The sequence below is a fragment of the Gillisia limnaea DSM 15749 genome, from assembly GCF_000243235.1.
Classification (GTDB): Bacteria; Bacteroidota; Bacteroidia; order Flavobacteriales; family Flavobacteriaceae; genus Gillisia; species Gillisia limnaea.
Genome location: NZ_JH594605.1, coordinates 76,282 through 96,092, shown reverse-complemented (window position 1 = coordinate 96,092; position 19,811 = coordinate 76,282). Strand labels below are relative to the sequence as shown.

21 protein-coding genes are annotated in these 19,811 nt (G+C 37.4%); 12 read left to right on the top strand and 9 right to left on the bottom strand.

Going from position 1 to position 19,811, the window contains the following annotated elements; genetic code table 11:
- The first annotated feature begins 9 nt into the window (after positions 1-9).
- The 5 genes from hisB to hisIE all read left to right on the top strand — a co-directional run bounded on the left by hisB (position 10) and on the right by hisIE (position 4,105).
- Positions 10-1,149, top strand: a complete 1,140-nt coding sequence (hisB, locus tag GILLI_RS00535; RefSeq protein WP_006987160.1) for a bifunctional histidinol-phosphatase/imidazoleglycerol-phosphate dehydratase HisB — start codon at positions 10-12, stop codon at positions 1,147-1,149.
- Positions 1,150-1,192: 43 nt separating this feature from the next.
- On the top strand, positions 1,193-1,774 hold the full coding sequence (hisH, locus tag GILLI_RS00530) for an imidazole glycerol phosphate synthase subunit HisH (RefSeq protein ID WP_006987159.1): 582 nt from the start codon (positions 1,193-1,195) through the stop codon (positions 1,772-1,774).
- Between the two features lie 84 nt (positions 1,775-1,858).
- Positions 1,859-2,608, top strand: coding sequence for a 1-(5-phosphoribosyl)-5-[(5-phosphoribosylamino)methylideneamino]imidazole-4-carboxamide isomerase (gene hisA, locus GILLI_RS00525; protein ID WP_006987158.1), 750 nt, complete (start codon positions 1,859-1,861; stop codon positions 2,606-2,608).
- 48 nt (positions 2,609-2,656) lie between these two features.
- Positions 2,657-3,412 (top strand): imidazole glycerol phosphate synthase subunit HisF, encoded by a 756-nt coding sequence (hisF, locus tag GILLI_RS00520; RefSeq protein ID WP_006987157.1) that lies wholly within the window; start codon positions 2,657-2,659, stop codon positions 3,410-3,412.
- A 75-nt stretch (positions 3,413-3,487) separates the two neighbouring features.
- Positions 3,488-4,105 carry a bifunctional phosphoribosyl-AMP cyclohydrolase/phosphoribosyl-ATP diphosphatase HisIE gene (gene hisIE / locus GILLI_RS00515; protein WP_006987156.1) on the top strand — a complete coding sequence of 206 codons (618 nt, stop codon included), beginning with the start codon at positions 3,488-3,490 and terminating at the stop codon, positions 4,103-4,105.
- Between the two features lie 52 nt (positions 4,106-4,157).
- Here hisIE and GILLI_RS00510 read toward each other — a convergent pair whose 3' ends face one another.
- The 6 genes from GILLI_RS00510 to GILLI_RS00485 form a co-directional block, all read right to left on the bottom strand.
- Positions 4,158-4,559 carry a GlcG/HbpS family heme-binding protein gene (locus GILLI_RS00510; protein WP_006987155.1) on the bottom strand — a complete coding sequence of 134 codons (402 nt, stop codon included), beginning with the start codon at positions 4,557-4,559 and terminating at the stop codon, positions 4,158-4,160.
- Between the two features lie 90 nt (positions 4,560-4,649).
- Positions 4,650-5,504 carry a pirin family protein gene (locus GILLI_RS00505; protein WP_006987154.1) on the bottom strand — a complete coding sequence of 285 codons (855 nt, stop codon included), beginning with the start codon at positions 5,502-5,504 and terminating at the stop codon, positions 4,650-4,652.
- A 175-nt stretch (positions 5,505-5,679) separates the two neighbouring features.
- On the bottom strand, positions 5,680-6,414 hold the full coding sequence (locus GILLI_RS00500) for an NYN domain-containing protein (RefSeq protein ID WP_006987153.1): 735 nt from the start codon (positions 6,412-6,414) through the stop codon (positions 5,680-5,682).
- Positions 6,415-6,571: 157 nt separating this feature from the next.
- On the bottom strand, positions 6,572-6,811 hold the full coding sequence (locus tag GILLI_RS00495; RefSeq protein ID WP_006987152.1) for a hypothetical protein: 240 nt from the start codon (positions 6,809-6,811) through the stop codon (positions 6,572-6,574).
- A gap of 35 nt (positions 6,812-6,846) precedes the next feature.
- The gene (locus GILLI_RS00490; RefSeq protein ID WP_006987151.1) at positions 6,847-7,728 is read right to left on the bottom strand and encodes a cation diffusion facilitator family transporter; all 882 of its coding nucleotides are present in this window, start codon (positions 7,726-7,728) and stop codon (positions 6,847-6,849) included.
- Positions 7,729-7,828: 100 nt separating this feature from the next.
- Positions 7,829-8,662 carry a DUF1853 family protein gene (locus GILLI_RS00485; RefSeq protein WP_006987150.1) on the bottom strand — a complete coding sequence of 278 codons (834 nt, stop codon included), beginning with the start codon at positions 8,660-8,662 and terminating at the stop codon, positions 7,829-7,831.
- Positions 8,663-8,803: 141 nt separating this feature from the next.
- On the opposite strand from GILLI_RS00485, the gene corA reads away from it, so the two are divergent.
- Together corA and GILLI_RS00475 are read left to right on the top strand one after the other, a co-directional pair.
- On the top strand, positions 8,804-9,904 hold the full coding sequence (corA, locus tag GILLI_RS00480) for a magnesium/cobalt transporter CorA (protein ID WP_006987149.1): 1,101 nt from the start codon (positions 8,804-8,806) through the stop codon (positions 9,902-9,904).
- Between the two features lie 40 nt (positions 9,905-9,944).
- Positions 9,945-11,096: a lactonase family protein gene (locus GILLI_RS00475; RefSeq protein ID WP_006987148.1), complete on the top strand. Its 1,152-nt coding sequence runs from the start codon at positions 9,945-9,947 to the stop codon at positions 11,094-11,096.
- 100 nt (positions 11,097-11,196) lie between these two features.
- On the opposite strand, the gene GILLI_RS00470 is transcribed toward GILLI_RS00475, so the two are convergent.
- Entirely contained in the window at positions 11,197-12,198 is a 1,002-nt protein-coding gene (locus GILLI_RS00470) for an LLM class flavin-dependent oxidoreductase (protein WP_006987147.1), read from the bottom strand.
- A 382-nt stretch (positions 12,199-12,580) separates the two neighbouring features.
- On the opposite strand from GILLI_RS00470, the gene GILLI_RS00465 reads away from it, so the two are divergent.
- Genes GILLI_RS00465 through GILLI_RS00455 form a run of 3 tightly spaced genes read left to right on the top strand, consistent with a single transcriptional unit; the run spans position 12,581 to position 15,935 of the window.
- Positions 12,581-14,032 (top strand): RimK family alpha-L-glutamate ligase, encoded by a 1,452-nt coding sequence (locus GILLI_RS00465; protein WP_006987146.1) that lies wholly within the window; start codon positions 12,581-12,583, stop codon positions 14,030-14,032.
- 2 nt (positions 14,033-14,034) lie between these two features.
- On the top strand, positions 14,035-15,255 hold the full coding sequence (locus GILLI_RS00460; protein WP_006987145.1) for a carboxylate-amine ligase: 1,221 nt from the start codon (positions 14,035-14,037) through the stop codon (positions 15,253-15,255).
- Positions 15,252-15,935 carry an N-formylglutamate amidohydrolase gene (locus GILLI_RS00455; RefSeq protein WP_006987144.1) on the top strand — a complete coding sequence of 228 codons (684 nt, stop codon included), beginning with the start codon at positions 15,252-15,254 and terminating at the stop codon, positions 15,933-15,935. The genes GILLI_RS00460 and GILLI_RS00455 overlap by 4 nt, the downstream gene beginning before the upstream one ends.
- Positions 15,936-16,073: 138 nt before the next feature.
- Here GILLI_RS00455 and GILLI_RS00450 read toward each other — a convergent pair whose 3' ends face one another.
- Both GILLI_RS00450 and GILLI_RS00445 read right to left on the bottom strand, forming a co-directional pair.
- Positions 16,074-16,487, bottom strand: a complete 414-nt coding sequence (locus tag GILLI_RS00450) for an OsmC family protein (RefSeq protein WP_006987143.1) — start codon at positions 16,485-16,487, stop codon at positions 16,074-16,076.
- Between the two features lie 228 nt (positions 16,488-16,715).
- The gene (locus tag GILLI_RS00445) at positions 16,716-17,144 is read right to left on the bottom strand and encodes an FKBP-type peptidyl-prolyl cis-trans isomerase (RefSeq protein ID WP_006987142.1); all 429 of its coding nucleotides are present in this window, start codon (positions 17,142-17,144) and stop codon (positions 16,716-16,718) included.
- 459 nt (positions 17,145-17,603) lie between these two features.
- Between GILLI_RS00445 and GILLI_RS00440 the strand changes: the two genes are divergently transcribed.
- Together GILLI_RS00440 and GILLI_RS00435 are read left to right on the top strand one after the other, a co-directional pair.
- The gene (locus tag GILLI_RS00440; protein WP_006987141.1) at positions 17,604-19,067 is read left to right on the top strand and encodes a Gfo/Idh/MocA family protein; all 1,464 of its coding nucleotides are present in this window, start codon (positions 17,604-17,606) and stop codon (positions 19,065-19,067) included.
- 43 nt (positions 19,068-19,110) lie between these two features.
- Positions 19,111-19,560 carry a 3D domain-containing protein gene (locus tag GILLI_RS00435; protein WP_006987140.1) on the top strand — a complete coding sequence of 150 codons (450 nt, stop codon included), beginning with the start codon at positions 19,111-19,113 and terminating at the stop codon, positions 19,558-19,560.
- Positions 19,561-19,811: the final 251 nt, after the last annotated feature.

Below are 19,811 nucleotides of genomic sequence, written 5' to 3'. Positions count from 1 at the left end.
TATAAACAGATGAAAAAAGTATTGTTTATTGACAGGGACGGAACTTTGATCCATGAGCCTGAAGATTACCAGATTGATAGCCTTGAAAAATTGGAATTCTATCCCGAATCTTTATTTTATATGGCAAAGATTGGAAAAGAACTGGATTATGAATTGGTTATGGTAACCAATCAGGACGGGCTTGGTACCGAAAAATATCCTGAAGATAAGTTTTGGAGTATTCAGAATTTTATAATAAAAACCATTGCCAACGAAGGTGCCGAATTTAAAGAGGTATTGATGGACAGAACCTTTCCGGAAGAAAACTCCCCAAACCGTAAGCCAAATATCGGACTCCTGGAGAATAAATATCTTAATAATGAGGAATATGATATGGAAAATTCCTTAATGATTGGGGATAGATTAACCGATATGGAATTTGCTTTTAACTTTGGCGGGAAAGGGATCTTTATTGATACTCACGAAGACCTGGGAAGTGAAGAAGTGAATACCAAAATGGAAAAATTGGAAAATAGTATCGTCTTGAGAACTGATAGCTGGAAAAAAATCTATGAGTTTCTCAAGCTGAAAGACCGGACTGCGATGATTACACGCAAGACCAATGAAACCGATATTTTTATTAAGCTCAATCTGGATGGGACTGGTAAGTCTGAAATTTCAACCGGGATCGCTTTTTTCGATCATATGTTGGATCAAATTGCACGTCACGGCCAGATGGATCTTGAAATTAACGTAAAAGGGGACCTGGAGGTTGATGAGCATCATACAATTGAAGATACAGGCATCGCTCTGGGAGAAGTTTTTAGTATAGCACTTGGAAATAAACTCGGAATTGAACGCTATGGATTCTGTCTTCCCATGGATGACTGCCTGGCGCAGGTAGCAATTGATTTTGGAGGAAGAAACTGGCTGGTTTGGGAAGCTGAATTTCACAGAGAGCTGGTTGGAAAAATGCCTACGGAAATGTTCTATCATTTCTTTAAATCCTTTACCGATGGTGCTAAAGCCAATCTAAATATTAAGGCGGAAGGCACCAATGAACACCACAAGATCGAAGCCATCTTTAAAGCATTTGCAAAAGCGATAAAAATGTCGGTAAAACGTGATACTGAAAAAATGATCCTGCCCTCAACAAAAGGAATGCTCTAATTATCAATGTGAGATCGTTTAAAAAGATCTTTAAGAACAAAAAATGAAAATAGCAATAATAAATTATGGTGCCGGGAATATTCAAAGTATAAAATTCGCGATCCAAAGATTGGGATTTGAAGCTGTTTTAAGCAGTGATGAAGTGGAAATAAGAAATGCAGACAAGGTGATCTTTCCCGGAGTAGGGGAAGCAAGCAGCGCGATGAGAATGTTGCGTTCTACCGGTTTAGATAAAGTGATTCCAACTTTAAGACAACCCGTACTTGGAATTTGCCTGGGAATGCAACTAATGTGTGAATCTTCAGAAGAAGGAAATACGACAGGTCTTGGTATTTTTCATGCTAAAGTGGTAAAATTTAATAATACCGTCAAAGTTCCCCAAATTGGATGGAATAAGATCTATGATCTCAAATCGGAGTTGTTTGAAGGTGTTGCTGAGAATGAATACGTTTATCTGGTTCATAGTTTTTATGTTCCGGAATGCAAGGAAACCATAGCTAGCAGTGAGTATGGGGTAGAATTTACCACAGCCATTAAAAAAGATAATTTTTATGGAGTGCAGTTCCATCCGGAAAAAAGCAGCGTGGCCGGTGAAAAGATCCTTAAGAATTTTTTAGATCTCTAACCCAAAAATGTAGAAATTGATCAGTGGTTCTATTTGAGACCCGGAATCTAAATTTTAAAATCAAACGATTTAATAGCTAAAAGAATGAGAATTATCCCGGCAATAGACATCATAGATGGCAAATGCGTGCGACTTTCAAAAGGGGATTACAGCACAAAAAAAATATACAATGAGAATCCGCTTGAAGTAGCAAAGGAATTTGAAGCCCACGGCATCCGCTATTTGCATTTGGTAGACCTGGATGGGGCAAAATCAAAACATATCGTAAATCATAAAATTCTAGAGCAAATCGCTTCTAAAACCGGCTTGAAGATAGATTTTGGCGGCGGATTGAAGTCCGATAAGGATCTGGAAATCGCTTTTGAGTGTGGTGCCCGGCAAATTACCGGCGGAAGTATTGCGGTGAAGGACAGAGAAATTTTTAAATCATGGGTGCAAAAATTTGGAAGTGACAAGATCATTCTTGGTGCCGATGCCAATAACGAAAAAGTTGCGATAAGTGGCTGGCAGGAAGAATCTGAAGAAGAGCTTATTCCATTTATCCAGAACTATCAAAATGAGGGTGTAAAGTATGTTATTTGTACCGATATTTCTAAAGACGGAATGCTTGAAGGTCCATCTTTTGAACTATATAAAAGAATACTGAAGGAAACTTCACATAGCGAAAAGCCAATTAACCTTATTGCTTCAGGAGGAATCTCTACCTTTGATGAACTTCCGGAATTAGCTGAAATGGGTTGTGAAGGAACCATAATTGGAAAGGCCATCTATGAAGGAAGAATCAGTTTGAAACAGTTGGAAAACTATATATTAAGTACTAAAAATGAACATTAAGACCTATCCTTTGAATTCTTAATGCTCACCTTTTAATTTTTATAAAAAATGCTTACAAAACGAATTATACCTTGCCTGGATATAAAAAATGGAAGAACCGTTAAAGGGGTGAATTTTGTCGATTTACGTGATGCGGGCGATCCGGTTGAACTGGCTGAGATTTATGCGAAATCCGGTGCAGATGAATTGGTTTTTCTGGATATTTCGGCAACCGAAGAACGACGAAAAACTCTGGCAGATCTCGTACTTCGGGTGGCTGAAAAAGTTAATATTCCATTCACCGTTGGTGGAGGAATTTCTTCTGTGGAAGATGTGGATATTCTGCTTCAGAATGGGGCCGATAAAGTTTCCATAAATTCTTCTGCAGTAAAAAACCCGGACCTTATCAATACACTGGCTGCTAAATTTGGAAGCCAGTGTATTACGGTTGCCATAGATGCCAAACAGGTGGATGGAACCTGGTTAGTACATTTGGTTGGAGGGAAAGTGCCTACAGAAATAAATTTGTTTGAATGGGCAAAGGAAGTAGAAAGCAGGGGAGCTGGAGAGATTTTGTTCACCTCTATGAATAATGACGGAACTAAAGATGGTTTCGCAAACGAAGCTTTGGCCAGATTATCTTCAGAATTGAATATTCCAATAATCGCTTCCGGTGGTGCCGGAAATATTCAACATTTTTGCGATGTTTTTAAGGATGGAAAAGCAGATGCAGCCCTGGCAGCAAGTGTTTTTCATTTTAAGGAAATAGAAATAAAAAATCTCAAAGAAGCGCTACGAAAGGACGGAATTGAAGTACGGATTTAAAAAATTCAGCTCCGGGAAAAAAATATAGAAAGATTTTCAATCTTCTGATAGCTCATATAAAAATATAATTGATCGATGAATATAGAATTCAACAAAAATAACGACGGACTTGTACCCGCAATAATTCAGGATAATACCACGAAAAATGTTTTAATGTTGGGGTATATGAATGAAGAGGCATTTTTAAAGACCAATGAAAGCAAAAAAGTCACTTTTTTCAGCAGAGCAAAAAATAGACTTTGGACAAAAGGGGAAGAAAGCGGCAATTATCTCGAACTGGTAAGTATTAAAAACGACTGTGATAATGACACGCTGCTTATAAGTGTAAATCCGAAGGGACCAACCTGCCATAAAGGGACCGATACTTGTTGGGGTGAAGAAAATAATCCGGATTTTGGATTTATTTCCAGGCTGGAAGGGATCATTAAAGAACGTAAAAAACTAAGCGAGCTGAAACCGGAATTGCGTAAGGATAGATCCAGTTATGTGGTTTCTCTTTTTGATGCAGGCATCAATAAAATCGCACAAAAAGTAGGGGAGGAAGCTATTGAAACTGTGATTGAAGCAAAAGATGAGAACGACGATCTATTCTTAAATGAAAGCGCCGATCTTTTATTTCATTACCTAATACTTTTACAGGCGAAAGGTTTTACTTTAAAAGATATTGTAAAGGTGTTGGAGGAAAGACATTAAAAAATATGGCTGTCTCATTTTTACCTGGTAGAAATGAGGCAGCCATATTGAACTATTTATAATTGTTTGCTGCATAGGTAGCCACCTCGTGATCATTCTCAACAACGCTGCCGGAGACTCCAATGGCACCAATAATTTCGCCACCTGAATCTTTCACCAAAACTCCTCCGGGGAAAGTAATAAGTCCATTATTTGAATGTTGTATGTTGAACAATGGCTGTCCGGGTTGGGAAAGCTTTCCAGGTTCCCCGGTTTCCATATCGAAAAAACATGCAGTCTTTGCTTTCTTAATGGCGATGTCTAAAGATCCTAACCACGCACCATCCATTCTTCCGAAGGCTGTTAAGTTTGCACCGGTATCTACCACCGCAATATTCATTTTAACTCCTGGCTCCAAAGATTTTTTTATTGCTGCTTCAATGACAGTTTGTGCTTGTTTTAATGTAATAGCCATAGTTTTATTTTGATTTTCTTAAAGTTGCGAACAATGAGAAATTTTTCTGATAGCTTTATGAGGAAAATAACAACTGTTTAAAATAGGAAATTATAAATTCCAGCTACCCATTTTTCCTGACTGAAAATCATCATAGGCTTCGTTTATTTCATCCATACTGTTCATCACAAATGGACCGCGGGATACTACGGGTTCGTTAAAAGCGGCTGCATGTCCAAAAATTAAGATACTGTCTGCAATGGCCTCTATCTGTACGTTTTCATCATCATTATCAAATTCCAAAAGGTGCAGTGCCTTTGCCGATTTTTCGTTCACCATTAATTCCCCTTTAACCATATAAAAAAAGATGTTGTGCTCCTTAGGGACCTGTAGTAGTAATTTTCCTGTTTCTTTGAAATAAACAGTAGATAGGTGTATTTCTGTTAATGTTTCGAAAGCTCCTTCGGTTCCTTCAAAATTTCCGGAAATTACCTGAGCGCTCACCTTTCCTTCATCGAGAGAGATTTTTGGAATTTGATCTTCCTGAAGTCCTTTATATTTAGGGGGAGTCATTTTTAATTTTTCGGGAAGATTTATCCATAACTGAAGAATTTCGAGATCTCCACCAAATTTCTTGAAATCTTCCGGGGAAATTTCTGCGTGTATGAGTCCGCTTCCAGCTGTCATCCATTGAACACCTCCACTATAAATTACGCTTTGGTGGCCGCTGGAATCTTTATGCGCTATCTCTCCCTGCAAAATAAAAGTAACCGTTTCCATCCCGCGGTGTGGATGGGGTCCAAAAGGAAGCCCATTGTTATTAGGACCAAAGGTTTGGGGGCCGTGATGGTTTAAAAACAAAAAGGGATCTATCATTTGTAATTCCTTTGTAGGCATTGGGGAATAGGTGATTAGATCGTCAATCGGCCTGTATTCTGCTTTATGGATTTTTTGTATTGTACGCATAACAGTATCGTTTTTTCCCTTTTTGGAATTAGTTACAAGATAAAAATATAAAAGGGGGACTTTTTGAAAATCTATTTTAACGTGCATTTATCCATGAACAAGGGAAAAAACCCTGTGATTCAAGCCCGATAAATAAGCTGTTGCAAACAGAAGAAACAAATGATTTTAAATGTTGTTACTCTTTATTCCGGACGTAAATCAGTTTGAATTTCCCTTTTTGATTTTCCCTGGATTCAATTTCAAATTTATTGATCGCGTGGATCATTGGGGTGAGTTTTTGAAACCCATAATTCCGGGAATCGAAATTTGGTTGTTTTTTTTGAAGCAAGCCACCAACATCTCCCAAAAACGCCCAGCCTTCCTCATCGGCCAGATCGGAAATGGTACTGGAAATAAGTCGGATTACTTTTGGAGTGATCTTATCCACTTCGGCTTTTTTAGTCGTTTTTTCTATGTTTCCTTGTTCTCCTTCTTTTATTTGATTTTTTAAGATCTCAATGTATATAAATTTATCACAGGCAACAATAAAGGGTTCAGGGGTTTTCTTTTCTCCAATCCCAATCACATTCATACCTGCTTCCCTCAATCTTGTAGCGAGTCGGGTGAAATCACTATCACTGGAAACAAGGCAAAATCCATCGACTTTGTTGGAATAAAGAATGTCCATGGCATCGATGATCATTGCAGAATCGGTTGCATTTTTACCCTGGGTATATCCATATTGCTGAATAGGATTGATAGCATTTTCTAAAAGAACATTTTTCCATTTCACCAAATGGGGTTTGGTCCAGTCTCCATAAATACGTTTAATGGTAGGATTGCCATATTTGGCAATCTCTTCCATCATTTCTTTAATATAGGCAGAAGGAATATTGTCCCCGTCGATTAGCACTGCAAGTTTTTTGTCCATGAAACGAATTTATAAATGAATGATAAAATTACTTTTTTTGAATGATAAAAGGCAGCATGAGCAGCCTTTTTATTAAAAATTTATAACTTTGAAGCTTGACTATATTTAAAAAGTGCATTTATTTTCGCGTCTTTTTCTGCCATGAAAGCAGCTTCAACTAAAAATATATTACCTCTATAACTTTTTTAGCAGCTAAATTTATCAGGGAAGCATTTGCGGTGGTTTGTTGATCATCAATTGTTACTTTTTTACTTCTGGGCCGGCATGCCCGTGTATATTTTTTTAAACCCTGAGAGGCTGCGCTACTTAGAAATTGAAGTGCCTTTTCTTCATAATCAAAACCAACACCTTCCTTTATGGCAGAGGGTGTAAGGTCTTTAAAATCAATTTTTTTCATGCTATACTTGCTTGGCTCATAGAAAGAACTCACTTTTATTCTCTTTCGTCATCCGGTTCCACGTGGATTAGGACATCGGCAATTTCAGGCAATTCTGCCAAAAGTTCATTTTTTACCTCATGTGCAATGTTGTGACCTTCTTTTACGGTGATTTCTGCAGCAACTGCAATGTGAAGATCTATATGGAAAGTCATTCCTGTTTTCCGGACAAAACATTTTTCAGTTTCAACCACTCCGGGAACATCCTCGGCAATCTTACGAATATCGGTAACCATGTCGTCATACATGTGTTCATCCATAATTTCCCCCAGGGCCGGGCGTAGGATAAGATATGCATTATATAATATGAATCCCGAAGCAAAAAGCGCAGCCCAGTCATCTGCAGTTTCGTATCCCGGCCCCATAAATAAAGCCACCGAAATCCCGATAAAAGCCATCAATGAGGTGATTGCATCACTGCGATGGTGCCAGGCATCTGCCTTTAACGAGCTGCTTTTGGTTTCATCTCCTTTTTTGGATATGAACCGATAAAAAATTTCCTTAATAAGTATGATAACAGCCAGAACAATAAGCGTATAAGGTTTTGGAGTGCTATGTGGAGTTTTGATATGCTCAATGCTTTCATAGGCGATTACAGTAGCTGAGATAACAAGGAAAACTACAACTGCAAAGGTTATCAAAGGTTCGGCTCTTCCATGTCCATAGGGATGATTGTCATCCGGAGGTTTACTGGAATATTTTAGGCCTACTAAAACCAGCAGTGAAGAAAAGACATCGGTGGTAGATTCTATCGCATCTGCAATAAGGGCATAGGAATTTCCAAAAACACCTGTAATGCCTTTTGCAATGGCAAGAACTGCGTTACCAAAAATGCTAAAATAGGTAGCTCTAATGGCCTTTTTTGTGTTTAAATCCATACTTCTTTTTTCCGAATGACTGTGCAAAGTTAATTTTTAGGAAGGAACAAGGGAGGAAATTTTTAAAAGGAAGTAGTCCTTTTTGTTGGTAGCTAAAAAACTACCACCAAACTATGAATATTCTTTCATATTCCCTGCTGTCTTTCTTTATCCAAACAAGTGGTGATTTTTTTTTCTGATGTTGAACAAGGATCTCTTTTTTGATTTCTGAATATGAAAACCATTTTCCAGTAAATTCAGGGTGAACAGGCCAATCCTGTTTTTTCGGAATGTAATAGTTATATCCGCTATATTCCTCTGAAGTAAATTCTTCAAAATGTATCCAGAATCCTACAATGCAATTTTGATTAAGCAGCAAAAGATGTTGATACTGAATTCCCTTCGGAATAAATAAACTCGCCTTAAAACAAACGCTTTGTACCAATTCTTCAGCTTTCAGACCAAATAATGAAAGCATCTTTTTTGTTTCAGGCTTAAAAAGGATGGGAAATTGCTGTTTTTTTAATTTTTCTATTTTTTGAAGTAAACTGTCTTTTCGGTTTGGACCAATCCAGCGTTCCAGCTCATTTTCATAGGATGGATCGTACACATAGAATTTATAAACCAGCTCAATATGATATTTTTGATCGAGGAAAATATCTTTAGCCAAAAAATCGATCTCTCCAAGGGTGATCTTTTCCTGTTGAATTTGAATATTGCTCTTTAAAACCTGTATATTCTTGGAATAGTTCAAAAGAAATTCAAAAAAACGCTCCATACGTTTTCCAAGAACATAATTTGTTGTTAAGTCCGGAAGCTCTTTTTGAAGATCTATATTTTCAGGAAGGGAATATTTTGGAAATTCGAACTGTTGCAAACCAAACACATCCCGGTTTTTCCAAAGCGCAGGAGTTCTTATAAATCCCTGAAGCTGCTGTGTTAGTCTGTCTTTCATAAAAATGAGATTTTGTCAAAGTTAGGAATATTTTTTCCCGGGTTTTGAGACATTTTTGTACTGTGTATCAAATTTTCTATTATTTAACGGTGAAGTTCTTCCCAAGAAAAACTTTTATACTTTTATGCAAATAAATTTTCCATGTTAAAACGTAAACAACTTTTTTTAAGAAGGCCAAAATCCACCAAAGCACTAAATCAGGTTCCGGGAACAGTAACCTATATAGGAAGGAAAGAATCTGTAGAAACAAGGCTGGAGGTGATAGATTATAACAAGGAAAGTTTTGAGCGCTACATTTCAACAAATCCTGAAGACGCCTTTAATTTTGAGGATGATGACAAAAATACCTGGATCAACATCAACGGATTAAACAATACCCCTGAAATTGAAAAACTAGGTAAATATTATGATTTGCATCCGCTTATCCTTGAAGATATTGTAAATACCAATCAGCGTCCAAAAGTGGATGAATTTCAGGATTACATCTTCCTGGTTGTAAAAATGCTTTATTATCCAAAGGATTCTGCTCAAAAAACAAATGGTACACTTGTTAACGAGCATATTAGTATTGCTGTTGGAAAAGATTATGTGTTAACATTTCAGGAAGCAGACGGAGATGTTTTTGAAGGCATTAGAGACCGACTTGCAAATGCAAAAGGAAGAATACGGAATCATGGCACAGATTACCTTTTATTTAGTTTGCTGGATGCGATCATAGATCAGTATTTCGAGGTGATTGATAGTATTGGGGATAAAATTGAACTCCTGGAAGATAACTTGTTCCAGGCTCAGCCCAGCGATGATATTACTTTTGAAATTCAGGAACTTAAGCGTACTATACTACGAATAAGAAGGGCGGTTTTTCCGCTTAGGGAAGTGCTAAGCAGGCTTGAAAAACTCGATAATGATCTTATAGATGACAAAACAGGAAACTATTTTCGGGATCTATACGATCATATTATTCAGGTTTCAGAAAACATTGATATTTACCGGGAAATGACCTGGGGTTTGATGGATATGTACATGACCACTATCAGTAATAAAATGAACGAGGTGATGAAAGTACTTACCATAATAGCGACTATTTTCATTCCTTTAACCTTTATAGCTGGAATTTACGGAATGAATTTCGAAAATATGCCGGAACTGGAATGGGAATATGGTTACTTTGTGCTTTTGGGAATAATGATCTTAATCTTTATAATGATGATTTATTATTTCCGAAGAAAAAGATGGATTTAATAGCCGAAATTCTCCAATTAATTAATACTTTTTTTTAAGAATGAAACCTAACATGATACTTTTATTGGCTTTTGCAATTATTCATACAAATTCCAAGGGACAAAATACAATTGCAAATGAAAATGTTGAAGCAACTCCAAATGTGATGTATGTAGGTACCTATACAAAAAAAGAAGGCCATGTGAACGGCCAGGCAAATGGAATTTACAGCGTACTTCAGGATCCGGAAAGCGGAAGATTGATATTTAAAGAAACCGCGGCAAAGATCACTAATCCTTCCTTTGTAAAAGTTTCAAAAAATAAACAGTATTTATTTGCTGTAAGCGAGTTGGGAAGTAAAGATGCCCCTAGTGGATTTATTTATTCCTATAGGATAGGTGAAGATTACGACCTGGAAATGATCAACAAAGTTTCTACCGAGAGTTATGCGCCCTGCCATATCGCATTGGATCAATCGGGCAATTTCGTTTTTGTTTCTAATTACGTGGGTGGAGTTGTGATGGTTTATAAAATTAAACCGGATGGAAGTCTAAAAAAGGTACAGCGTATCGATCTTGAAAACTCCAGCGATTCGAATGCACATTCAGTGACTTTATCTTCAGATAACAAACGGGCCTATATCGCAGATCTGGGCAATGATAAGATCTGGATCTACAATTTTGATCCGGCAACAGGAAGGCTGAGGCTAAATTCTCAGGCCTACGTTGCTTTATCTAATGGATCTGGCCCAAGGCATTTCACCCTTTCTGCGAATAATAAATTTGCTTATTCCATCAACGAGATCAATAGCAGCGTGAGTGTTTTTAGTGTTTTGAAAGAGGGTGGTTTAAAACTTATTCAGAATATTCCTTCTCTTCCCGAAGACTTTACCGAAAAGAATTCGGCAGCAGACATTCACATTCATCCCTCCGGCAAATTCCTTTATATATCAAACCGCGGGCATAATACAATTGCATCCTATAAAATAGACAAAAATACAGGAAACCTAAAAAACATAGAATATTCGCCCACTTTTGGGAAAACTCCACGGAATTTTGCGATTTCAGAAAATGGAAAATTTTTATATGTCGCAAATCAGGACTCCAATACTATCAGCATTTTTAATGTAGACCCAAGAAATGGAAAATTAACTACCCAGCTTGAGCCTCTTGAAATTAAAACTCCGGTTTGTTTGGAATTTGTGGGAGCGTAGTTCTTAAGCAGAAAGCAAATACATTCGGTTTTAAACCTGAATGTTTCTCATATTAAGATAGTAGAGATTAAAATTTTATTTTTGTCCTACATTTATTGCGTTACAATTCTTTCATGATTTCTGAAAAAATTCGATAAGAATTTAGCCTGGTTTCATGATCAAAAATGTGAGAAGCCACCATTAATTCATTTACCCCTGTCTTCTGAAGAAAATCTTCCGTTTGATTTTTAACTGTTGCTTTATTTCCAACAAAAGAATATTTCAACATACGCTCAAATGCTGGGTTTTTAGATAATTCACGTAAGTCTGGTGTCATTTCGGTAGGTTCTTGTACGTAGTCAATTTTCCCGGTGAGAACTCCCAGCATCATCCGTATAAGTGAGGTAGAAATTTTTTCTGCTTCGCTATCGCTTTCTGCCGCGATCACATTAATGCAGGCAATGGTGTATGGCTTTTCCAGATATCCGGAAGGTTGAAAGTTATTGTAGTATATGTTGAGCGCTTCAAATAGCTGGGTGGGAGCAAAATGACTTGCAAAAACATAGGGTAAGCCTTTTTTAGCGGCAAGGTGGGCGCTGTCTGTACTGGAACCTAAAATGTAAATTGGGACGTTAATCCCTTCGGCTACACCGGCTCTAACCTTCCCCTGGATATTTTCAGAAGAAAAATATTTTTGAATTTCCTCGATTTCCTCCGGAAATTTATAAACCGCCTGCATCCTGTCCTGGCGAATAGCATGTGCGGTTACCTGATCTGTACCCGGAGCTCTTCCAAGTCCGAGGTCAATTCTATTTGGATACAGGGATCCCAGGGTGCCAAATTGTTCGGCTACAATTAAAGGGGAGTGGTTGGGCAGCATAATTCCGCCGGAACCCACACTTATTTTTTTTGTCCCTCCTGCGATGTACCCAATAAGGACAGAGGTGGCTGAACTGCAGATACTTACCATATTGTGGTGTTCTGCCAACCAAAAGCGTTTATAACCAAAATCCTCTGCTTTTTGAGCCAAATCCAGGCTGTTTTTAAAGGTTTCTCCCGGGGTGGTTCCTTTGGAAATACTTGCTAATTCTAATATGGAAAAAGGAATGCTTTTTTGTGTCATGCTGAAATTTAAATATTGAATTTGTGGAAATAGCTATTTTCCAACGTTTGAAAAGGTTGGTCTAAGGATGTCCCCGAAACTTTCATGGATTAAACAGAAAGTGAAAGTTGAAAGCCAGCCCAAAAAATATAGAAGCGTAGAAGGCTTTAAATTAGTCTCAAAGAATTTGCGGGTAATTTGACTTTTTAGATCAGCATTATTAAAAGACCTACCTTGTGATCTTGTTCCGTGCCTACTGATTTCAAATTTTGAAAACCTGATGGTACCAATTATGTAATTCTATAGGCAAACCAACAAGGAATCTTTTAAAATTTCACTTCTATTCCAGATTTTTAAATTTTGATCGATTATTCACTAAATTTGATAACCCTTAAAATCCTATATGAACAAAATAATTGTTGTTAACAATCCTGAAAAGTGGCAACTTCCGGTTGAAAATATTAGTATTGTATCCTCACAGGATTATCTCACAAATCCTGATTTCGCCCGACTCAAAAATGCCAGAATTTTTAATTTGTGCAAGGATTATTCCTATCAGTCCAAGGGTTATTATGTTTCGCTTTTAGCAGAAGCCCGGGGTCATATAGCAATACCTACAGTTATGAACATCGTGGATCTTCGGGAACCAAAATTGGTGAAGATCGTTTCTGAAGAATTTGATGATCTTATTCAATACAGTTTAAAGAGCCTGAAATCCCAGGAATTTACACTGAGTATTTATTTTGGACAAAATGTTGCTCAAAAATATAAAGAGTTAAGTGCCATGTTTTACAGGCATTTTCAAATTCCATTTCTAAGGGTGAAGTTCAATTTTACCACAAAGTGGAATATAAAAAGTGTTCGGGCAATATCAGAATCTGAAATTCCGGATGAGCACAAAGAAAGTATGCTTCATTTTGCAGCGCAGTATTTCGCTAAAAAACGCTATGATACCCCCAAGGCAAACCAGGCAGATTATGATCTTGCTATCCTGGTGCAACCTAATGATCCTGCACCTCCAAGCAATCCAAAAGCTATCAGGAAATTTATAGAATTGGCAGAAAAAATGAACTTTTATGTGGAGGTGATCTCCCCAAAGGACCTTTCCCGCCTTTCGGCATTCGATGCGCTTTTTATCCGGCAAAGTACGGAAGTGAATAATGAAGCCTATGCTTTTGCCCGTAAAGCCCAACAGGAAAACATCGCTTTGGTGGATTATCCGGATGCGATCCTTAAATGCTGTAATAAGGTTTTTATGGCAGAAGCTCTGGAAAATGCAAATATTCCAACTCCCAAAACCATTATTGTCCATAAGGATAATAAAAATGATGTTTTAAAAGTTACAGGATTACCCTGTGTGCTAAAATCTCCTGATTCTACCTTTTCCTTCGGAGTTAAAAAAGCGAATACCGAAGAGGAATTTCAGGAATTGGTAAATTTTATGCTAAAGAAATCTGATTTGATCATAGCTCAGGAATACACTTTTTCAGAATATGACTGGCGTATAGGGATACTGGATGATAAACCAATTTTTGCCTGTAGGTATTTTATGGCAAAAGGGCATTGGCAAATCTATAACTGGGATGCTTCTAAAAAAGACGATCAGGATGGAAATGCAGATTGTTTACCCATTGAAAAAGTTCCGAAGAAAATTTTAAATGCAGCTTTAAAGTCGGCTAAACTTATGGGGAAGGGCTTGTATGGTATTGATGTGAAGGAAGTAGATGGAAAGCCCCTGGTTATTGAGATCAATGACAATCCCAATATAGATTTTGGTGTTGAAGATTTGTTTTACGGAGATCAAATTTATATCGCTATTTTAACCGCATTGAAAAATCGTCTTGAAAGAAAATAAGTATGAGCTATCACCTTTTTGAAGTTTTTGGGATCGAGCTGGAATATATGCTGGTAAATAAAACCAGTTTAAAAGTAGCCCCCATAGTAGATGAGCTTATGATCTCTAAAACAGGTGCGATCACTTCAGATGTTGATAATGGAAAGATAGAGTGGAGCAACGAGCTGGTCGCTCATGTGGTTGAATTAAAGACCAATGGCCCTACTGCAGATTTGGAAAATCTGGATTTGCTTTTTGCAGAAAACATCCGGGAAATAAATGAATTACTGGAGCCTCTAAATACGACTTTATGGCCTACAGCATCACATCCACTTATGAATCCGGAAACGGAAATGAAATTATGGCAGCATAGTTATAGCAAAATTTATGCGCTGTATAACCGCATCTTCGATTGCCGCGGTCATGGTTGGAGCAATGTGCAAAGTATGCATTTGAATTTGCCGTTTTTTGATGATATAGAGTTTGGAAAACTACACGCGGCAGTACGCATTTTATTGCCCATTATTCCTGCGCTAAGTGCGAGTTCTCCAATATTTGAAGGAAAAAACACGGGCTTTAAAGATGCCCGGATGAATGTTTATAAAACCAATCAGAAGGAAATTCCTGAAATGACCGGAAAAGTTATTCCAGAGCAGGTGTTCAATAAGGAAGATTATTTCAAAAGGATCTTTGAACCTATAAATAAGGCGATCAAACCGCACGATATAGAACATATTCTGGATCATCATTTTCTAAATTCCCGCGGAGCCATTGCCAGGTTTGACAGGAATGCCATAGAAATAAGAGTCATTGATATACAGGAATGCCCAAAAGCCGATGTTGCTATAGCTGTTTTGGTTATTGAAGTTCTCAAACTTCTGGTAAGCCAGGAACTCGTTACCCTGGAAGATCAAAAAACCTGGCATGAAGATGATTTGTTTGAGATTTTCAATGAGGTGATTCGCGATGCTGAAACCACTCTTATAACAAATGATTCCTATCTCAATTTATTTGATGTTGGCAAAAATTGTTCTGCAGGAATGCTTTGGGCAATTTTGTACGAGCGGGTAAAAGAGGAAATTTCTGAAAAACACCGGGACACTCTTGAGTTTATTCTGAAAAATGGAAGTTTAGCCACCCGGATCTTGAATTCATTGGACGGAGATTTTTCTGAAGGAAAATTCCAAAAACTATATTCCAACCTGGGCAAGTGCCTACTGGAAAACACCCTTTTTAAACCATGAAACTCCTTCTAACCTGTGAACACGGGGGGAATGAGATTCCGGAGGAATATCAGAAATATTTTATAAATGCAGGCAAGGTTCTCAATTCTCATCGCGGATATGATCCCGGTGGAATGGACCTTTTTATTTTCCTTAGGGATTTGGCAGATTATAGTTTTTACAGCACGACAAGTCGATTACTCATAGAACTTAACCGCTCGTTTCATCATCCTGCATTATTTTCAGAATTCACTAAAAATTTATCTTCAGAAGAAAAAAATAGGCTTGTGAGGCGGTTTTATCTTCCGTATCGGGATTCAGTTGAAGCGTTAATCGCAGAGATACTGTCGAAAGGGGAGAAGGTACTCCATATTTCAGTGCACAGTTTTTCTTCGGAATTGAATGGAAATGTCAGGAATACGGATATTGGGTTGTTATTTGATCCCTCAAAGGTAGAAGAAAAAAATTACTGCAAAATTTTAAAAAATCAACTTATCACGCCCGGATCTCAATTTAAGGTTCGATTTAATTACCCTTATTTGGGGAAAGCAGATGGGTTTACTACCTATTTACGCAAAAAATTTCCTCAGAATTATTCAGGAATTGAAATGGAAATTAATCAAAAATATTCAGTTGAAAATCAAATGCCAGAAGCACTAAAAGATCGGATATTTCATGCCCTCAAAAATTCTCTAAAATAAAACACCTCACCACATCCTAAGATTGGTATGGTGAGGTGCGAATTTATTTTTTTAAATTGGCCAATCATCAATATTATTTTATTATAGGCCTTTTTGGCAAAGAAAAATCAACTTGAGAATGTATTAAAATAGTATAAACTACTCGTTTAATGTGGCCTCGACAGTAATTTTGGTTTTTAGAAGTTTGGAAAGCGGGCAATTTTCTTTTGCTTTTTTCACCAAATTATCAAATTCATCTTTTTTAATATTGGGGACCGTGGCCTTAAGTTTCAAATGGGATTTTGTTACCTCCCCATCTTCAAAAGTTATTTCGCAGGTTGTTTCAAGTTTCTCAGGACTAAAATCCTCTTCGGTTAAGTATGCCGATAATTGCATAGTGAAACATCCCGAATGCGCAGCACCTATAAGCTCTTCAGGATTTGTACCAATTCCATTTTCAAATCTGGTTTTGAAGGAATATTGGGCATCTTTTAAAACTCCGCTTTCGGTACTTATAGTTCCTTTTCCTTCCTTAATCGTTCCGTTCCAAACGGCTGTTGCTTTTCTTATCATTATTTTATTTTATTACTTTTTCAAAATATACCAAGACTCTCCCGCTTATAAAAGTTTTTCTGAAAAATTTAACCTCTTTGTTCTTTAAAAACCGGATATGAAAAACAAGGTCAGATAACTACGCAAACTTTCAAATTTCACTCATGTAAAAAGGCCAGAAATTTCTTTCTGGCCTTTTCTAAAAATAGAATTTTTATACTTTGTTAAAAGCTTTATTCTAATAATTTCTTATTTGATCTCAACCACTTCAAGATCAAAAACCAGATCTTTTCCTGCTAAAGGATGATTGCCATCTACTACAATCGTATTTTCCTTAACTTCAGATACTACAAGATTCATTTCCTGTCCATCCGGAGTTTTAGAAACAAGGCCCATTCCAACTTCAGGTTTGATCTCTTCGGGAAGTTGATTTTTTTCTACTTCCTGAACTAGTTCTGCCCGTGGTTCACCATAAGCTTCTTCTTTGGGAATATTGACAGTTTTTTTCTCGTTTAATTTCATATCGAGAAGACCTTTCTCAAATCCAGGTATCAATTGACCCTGTCCTAAGGTGAACTCAATAGGTTCTTTTCCTTCAGAAGTGTCAAAGACCTGCCCATCTGCAAGTTTCCCTGTGTAATGTACCTTTACCGTGTCGTTTTGTTTTACTTGACTCATAATATTGTTTTTTCAATTTTAAAAACAGACCCTTAATCATTATTGATAACAGGACTCTTTTTTTAATTTTTACTCTGTTATAATAGGTTGTGCCAAAACCAAGCCAAAGTACAGAGATTGGATTTAGAGGCCGTTTTCAAGGATTCTGAAGCAAAATAAACAGATCTTTTCGGCAATAAGCCTAGTTATAATGGTAACCAGCGATAAATGAGCCTTAACTCCTAATAAATTTATTTTGTAATTGTGTTATCTGAAAATTTGTCAGTTTTTGCGTTTTTGTCATTTTTTAGGAGTTTTTGAAATTTTTAATCTTAGGATTAGGCTAATAAGAAGCCATCTTTGATGGTTTTGCTTTTATTGAACACCAATGTTTTAAAATTATTTTTTTAACCGCTCCTTATATTTAAGGAAAATTTCATACTTTTTCCTTTTGTTAATTTTTAACCTCAAAACCTTAATATGTTAAATAAGAAAAACATTACTCCAGATTCTAGAAGAAATTTTATAAAAAATACAGCTCTTGCAGCAACAGGTGTGATGATCATTCCACGTCACGTGATGGGTGGCTCTGGATTTTTGGCTCCTAGTGATAGGTTAATTATAGCAGGAATAGGAGTAGGAGGGAAAGGACAAAGCGATATTAACAGTTTTGCGGAATCCGGAAAAGCAGATATTGGATTTTTATGTGATGTTGATGACAGGAGAGCGGCTGCTTCCATTGCGCGTTTTCCCAAAGCTAAATATTATAAGGACTATCGTGAAATGTTGGATAAAGAACACAAAAATTTTGATGCAGTCTCGATTTCCACACCAGATCATAACCACGCAGTACAAACTATGGCCGCGATGGAATTGGGTAAACATGTTTATGTTCAAAAACCATTAACCCATGATATTTTTGAGGCAAGAGCACTTACAGATGCTGCTAAAAAATATAAAGTAGTAACCCAAATGGGAAACCAGGGAGCCTCTGGAGATGGTGTTAGAAAATTAAGGGAATGGTTTAATGCAGGGCTTATAGGTGATGTGAATGAAGTGTATGTATGGACAGACCGTCCGGTTTGGCCTCAGGGAATTCCCTGGCCGGAAACCGGAGCAGCTATCCCGGAAGGATTAGATTGGGATTTATGGTTGGGAACTGCCCCTGAAAAGAATTATATCGATGGACTTGTACCCTTTAACTGGCGCGGATGGTGGGATTACGGCACCGGAGCAATTGGAGATATGGGATGTCATTTGATAGAGGCTCCTTACAGAGTTCTGGATTTAACATATCCCAAAGATGTACAATGCAGTGTAGGTAGTGTTTATGTAGATGAATTTAAAAGAGGTTATTTTCCTGAAAGTTGTCCTCCCTCAAGCCATGTGATCATGACGTTTCCCGGAACCGAGAAATCTGCCGGAGATGTTACTTTGCATTGGATGGATGGCGGAATAAAACCTATGAGACCAGAAGAACTTGGACCTAATGAGACCTTTGGGGATGGAGGAAATGGAGTCCTGTTTATAGGGTCTAAAGGGAAAATGATGTGTGGGACCTATGGTGAAAATCCTAAATTACTTCCAATTTCAAGAACAGAGGAAGTAAATGTTCCGGAACAATTTGTACGTGTACCCGGTGGAGCAGATGGACATTATGCCCAATGGGTTGAAGGTGCTATTGCCGGATATGGCAAGAAAGAATTGAGCTCTCCATTTGAGATCGCAGGTCCTTTAACCGAAACTTTATTAATTGCCAATTTGGCTATTCGTGGGCAAGATATCAGGAAGACCACTACAAATCAGGAAGGTAGAACAGTTTTTGAATATCCGGGAAGAGATATTAAAATGCTTTGGGATGCAGAAAGTATGAGGGTTACTAATTTTGAAGAGGCTAACCAATTTGTAAAAAGGGAATATAGAGAAGGATGGACTTTGTATTAAGCAATTTATATGAATTCGGGAATTATAATAGGAAATACATTTTATGATAAAGCTCAATTCTATAAATCTTACACTATTTGTTGTATTGCTTTATTCCATTTTTGGGTTTTCATCCTGTGAATCTTATACTAACACAAAGGAAATTCCAAAGGCAGCATGGCAAACCTTAAGGGTCAGTGCATCTGCCTATAATTCCACTTCGACTCAAACAGAGGGGAATCCTAAAATTACTGCTTGGGGAGACACCTTAAAACCAAACATGAAAGTAATTGCCGTTTCCCGGGATCTAATACGAAAAGGCCTGGAATATAATACCCCGGTTAGAATAGAAGGTTTGGAAGGGATATTTTTTGTAAAAGATAAAATGCATCATCGATGGAAAAACAAAATCGATATTTATATGGGTGAGGATGTTCAAAAAGCCAGGAATTGGGGACGCAAAAGAATTTTTATTCATTATTTGATCCCTCAAGACAGCGTTTCTTTGAAATAATAAACCTGTTTAATCCCTCAAGCGGGTTTAGCTTGCCTGACCGTCGGGCAGGTTCCCCGGCCCGGTAGCTATGGGGATGCCTCGAGTTTTTAAAAGTATTTTTTTCCGGATAGCAGCCTCTACATACCTCGTGGGCCCGCCTTTTTTTTTCGGGCGGGCCTGCCTAAGGTTTTTGATTTCTGAAAGTAGGTTACGTCTGGTGCATTTTTTTAACGAGACCTCTACATACCTTAGTGTTATCATAGTTTAAG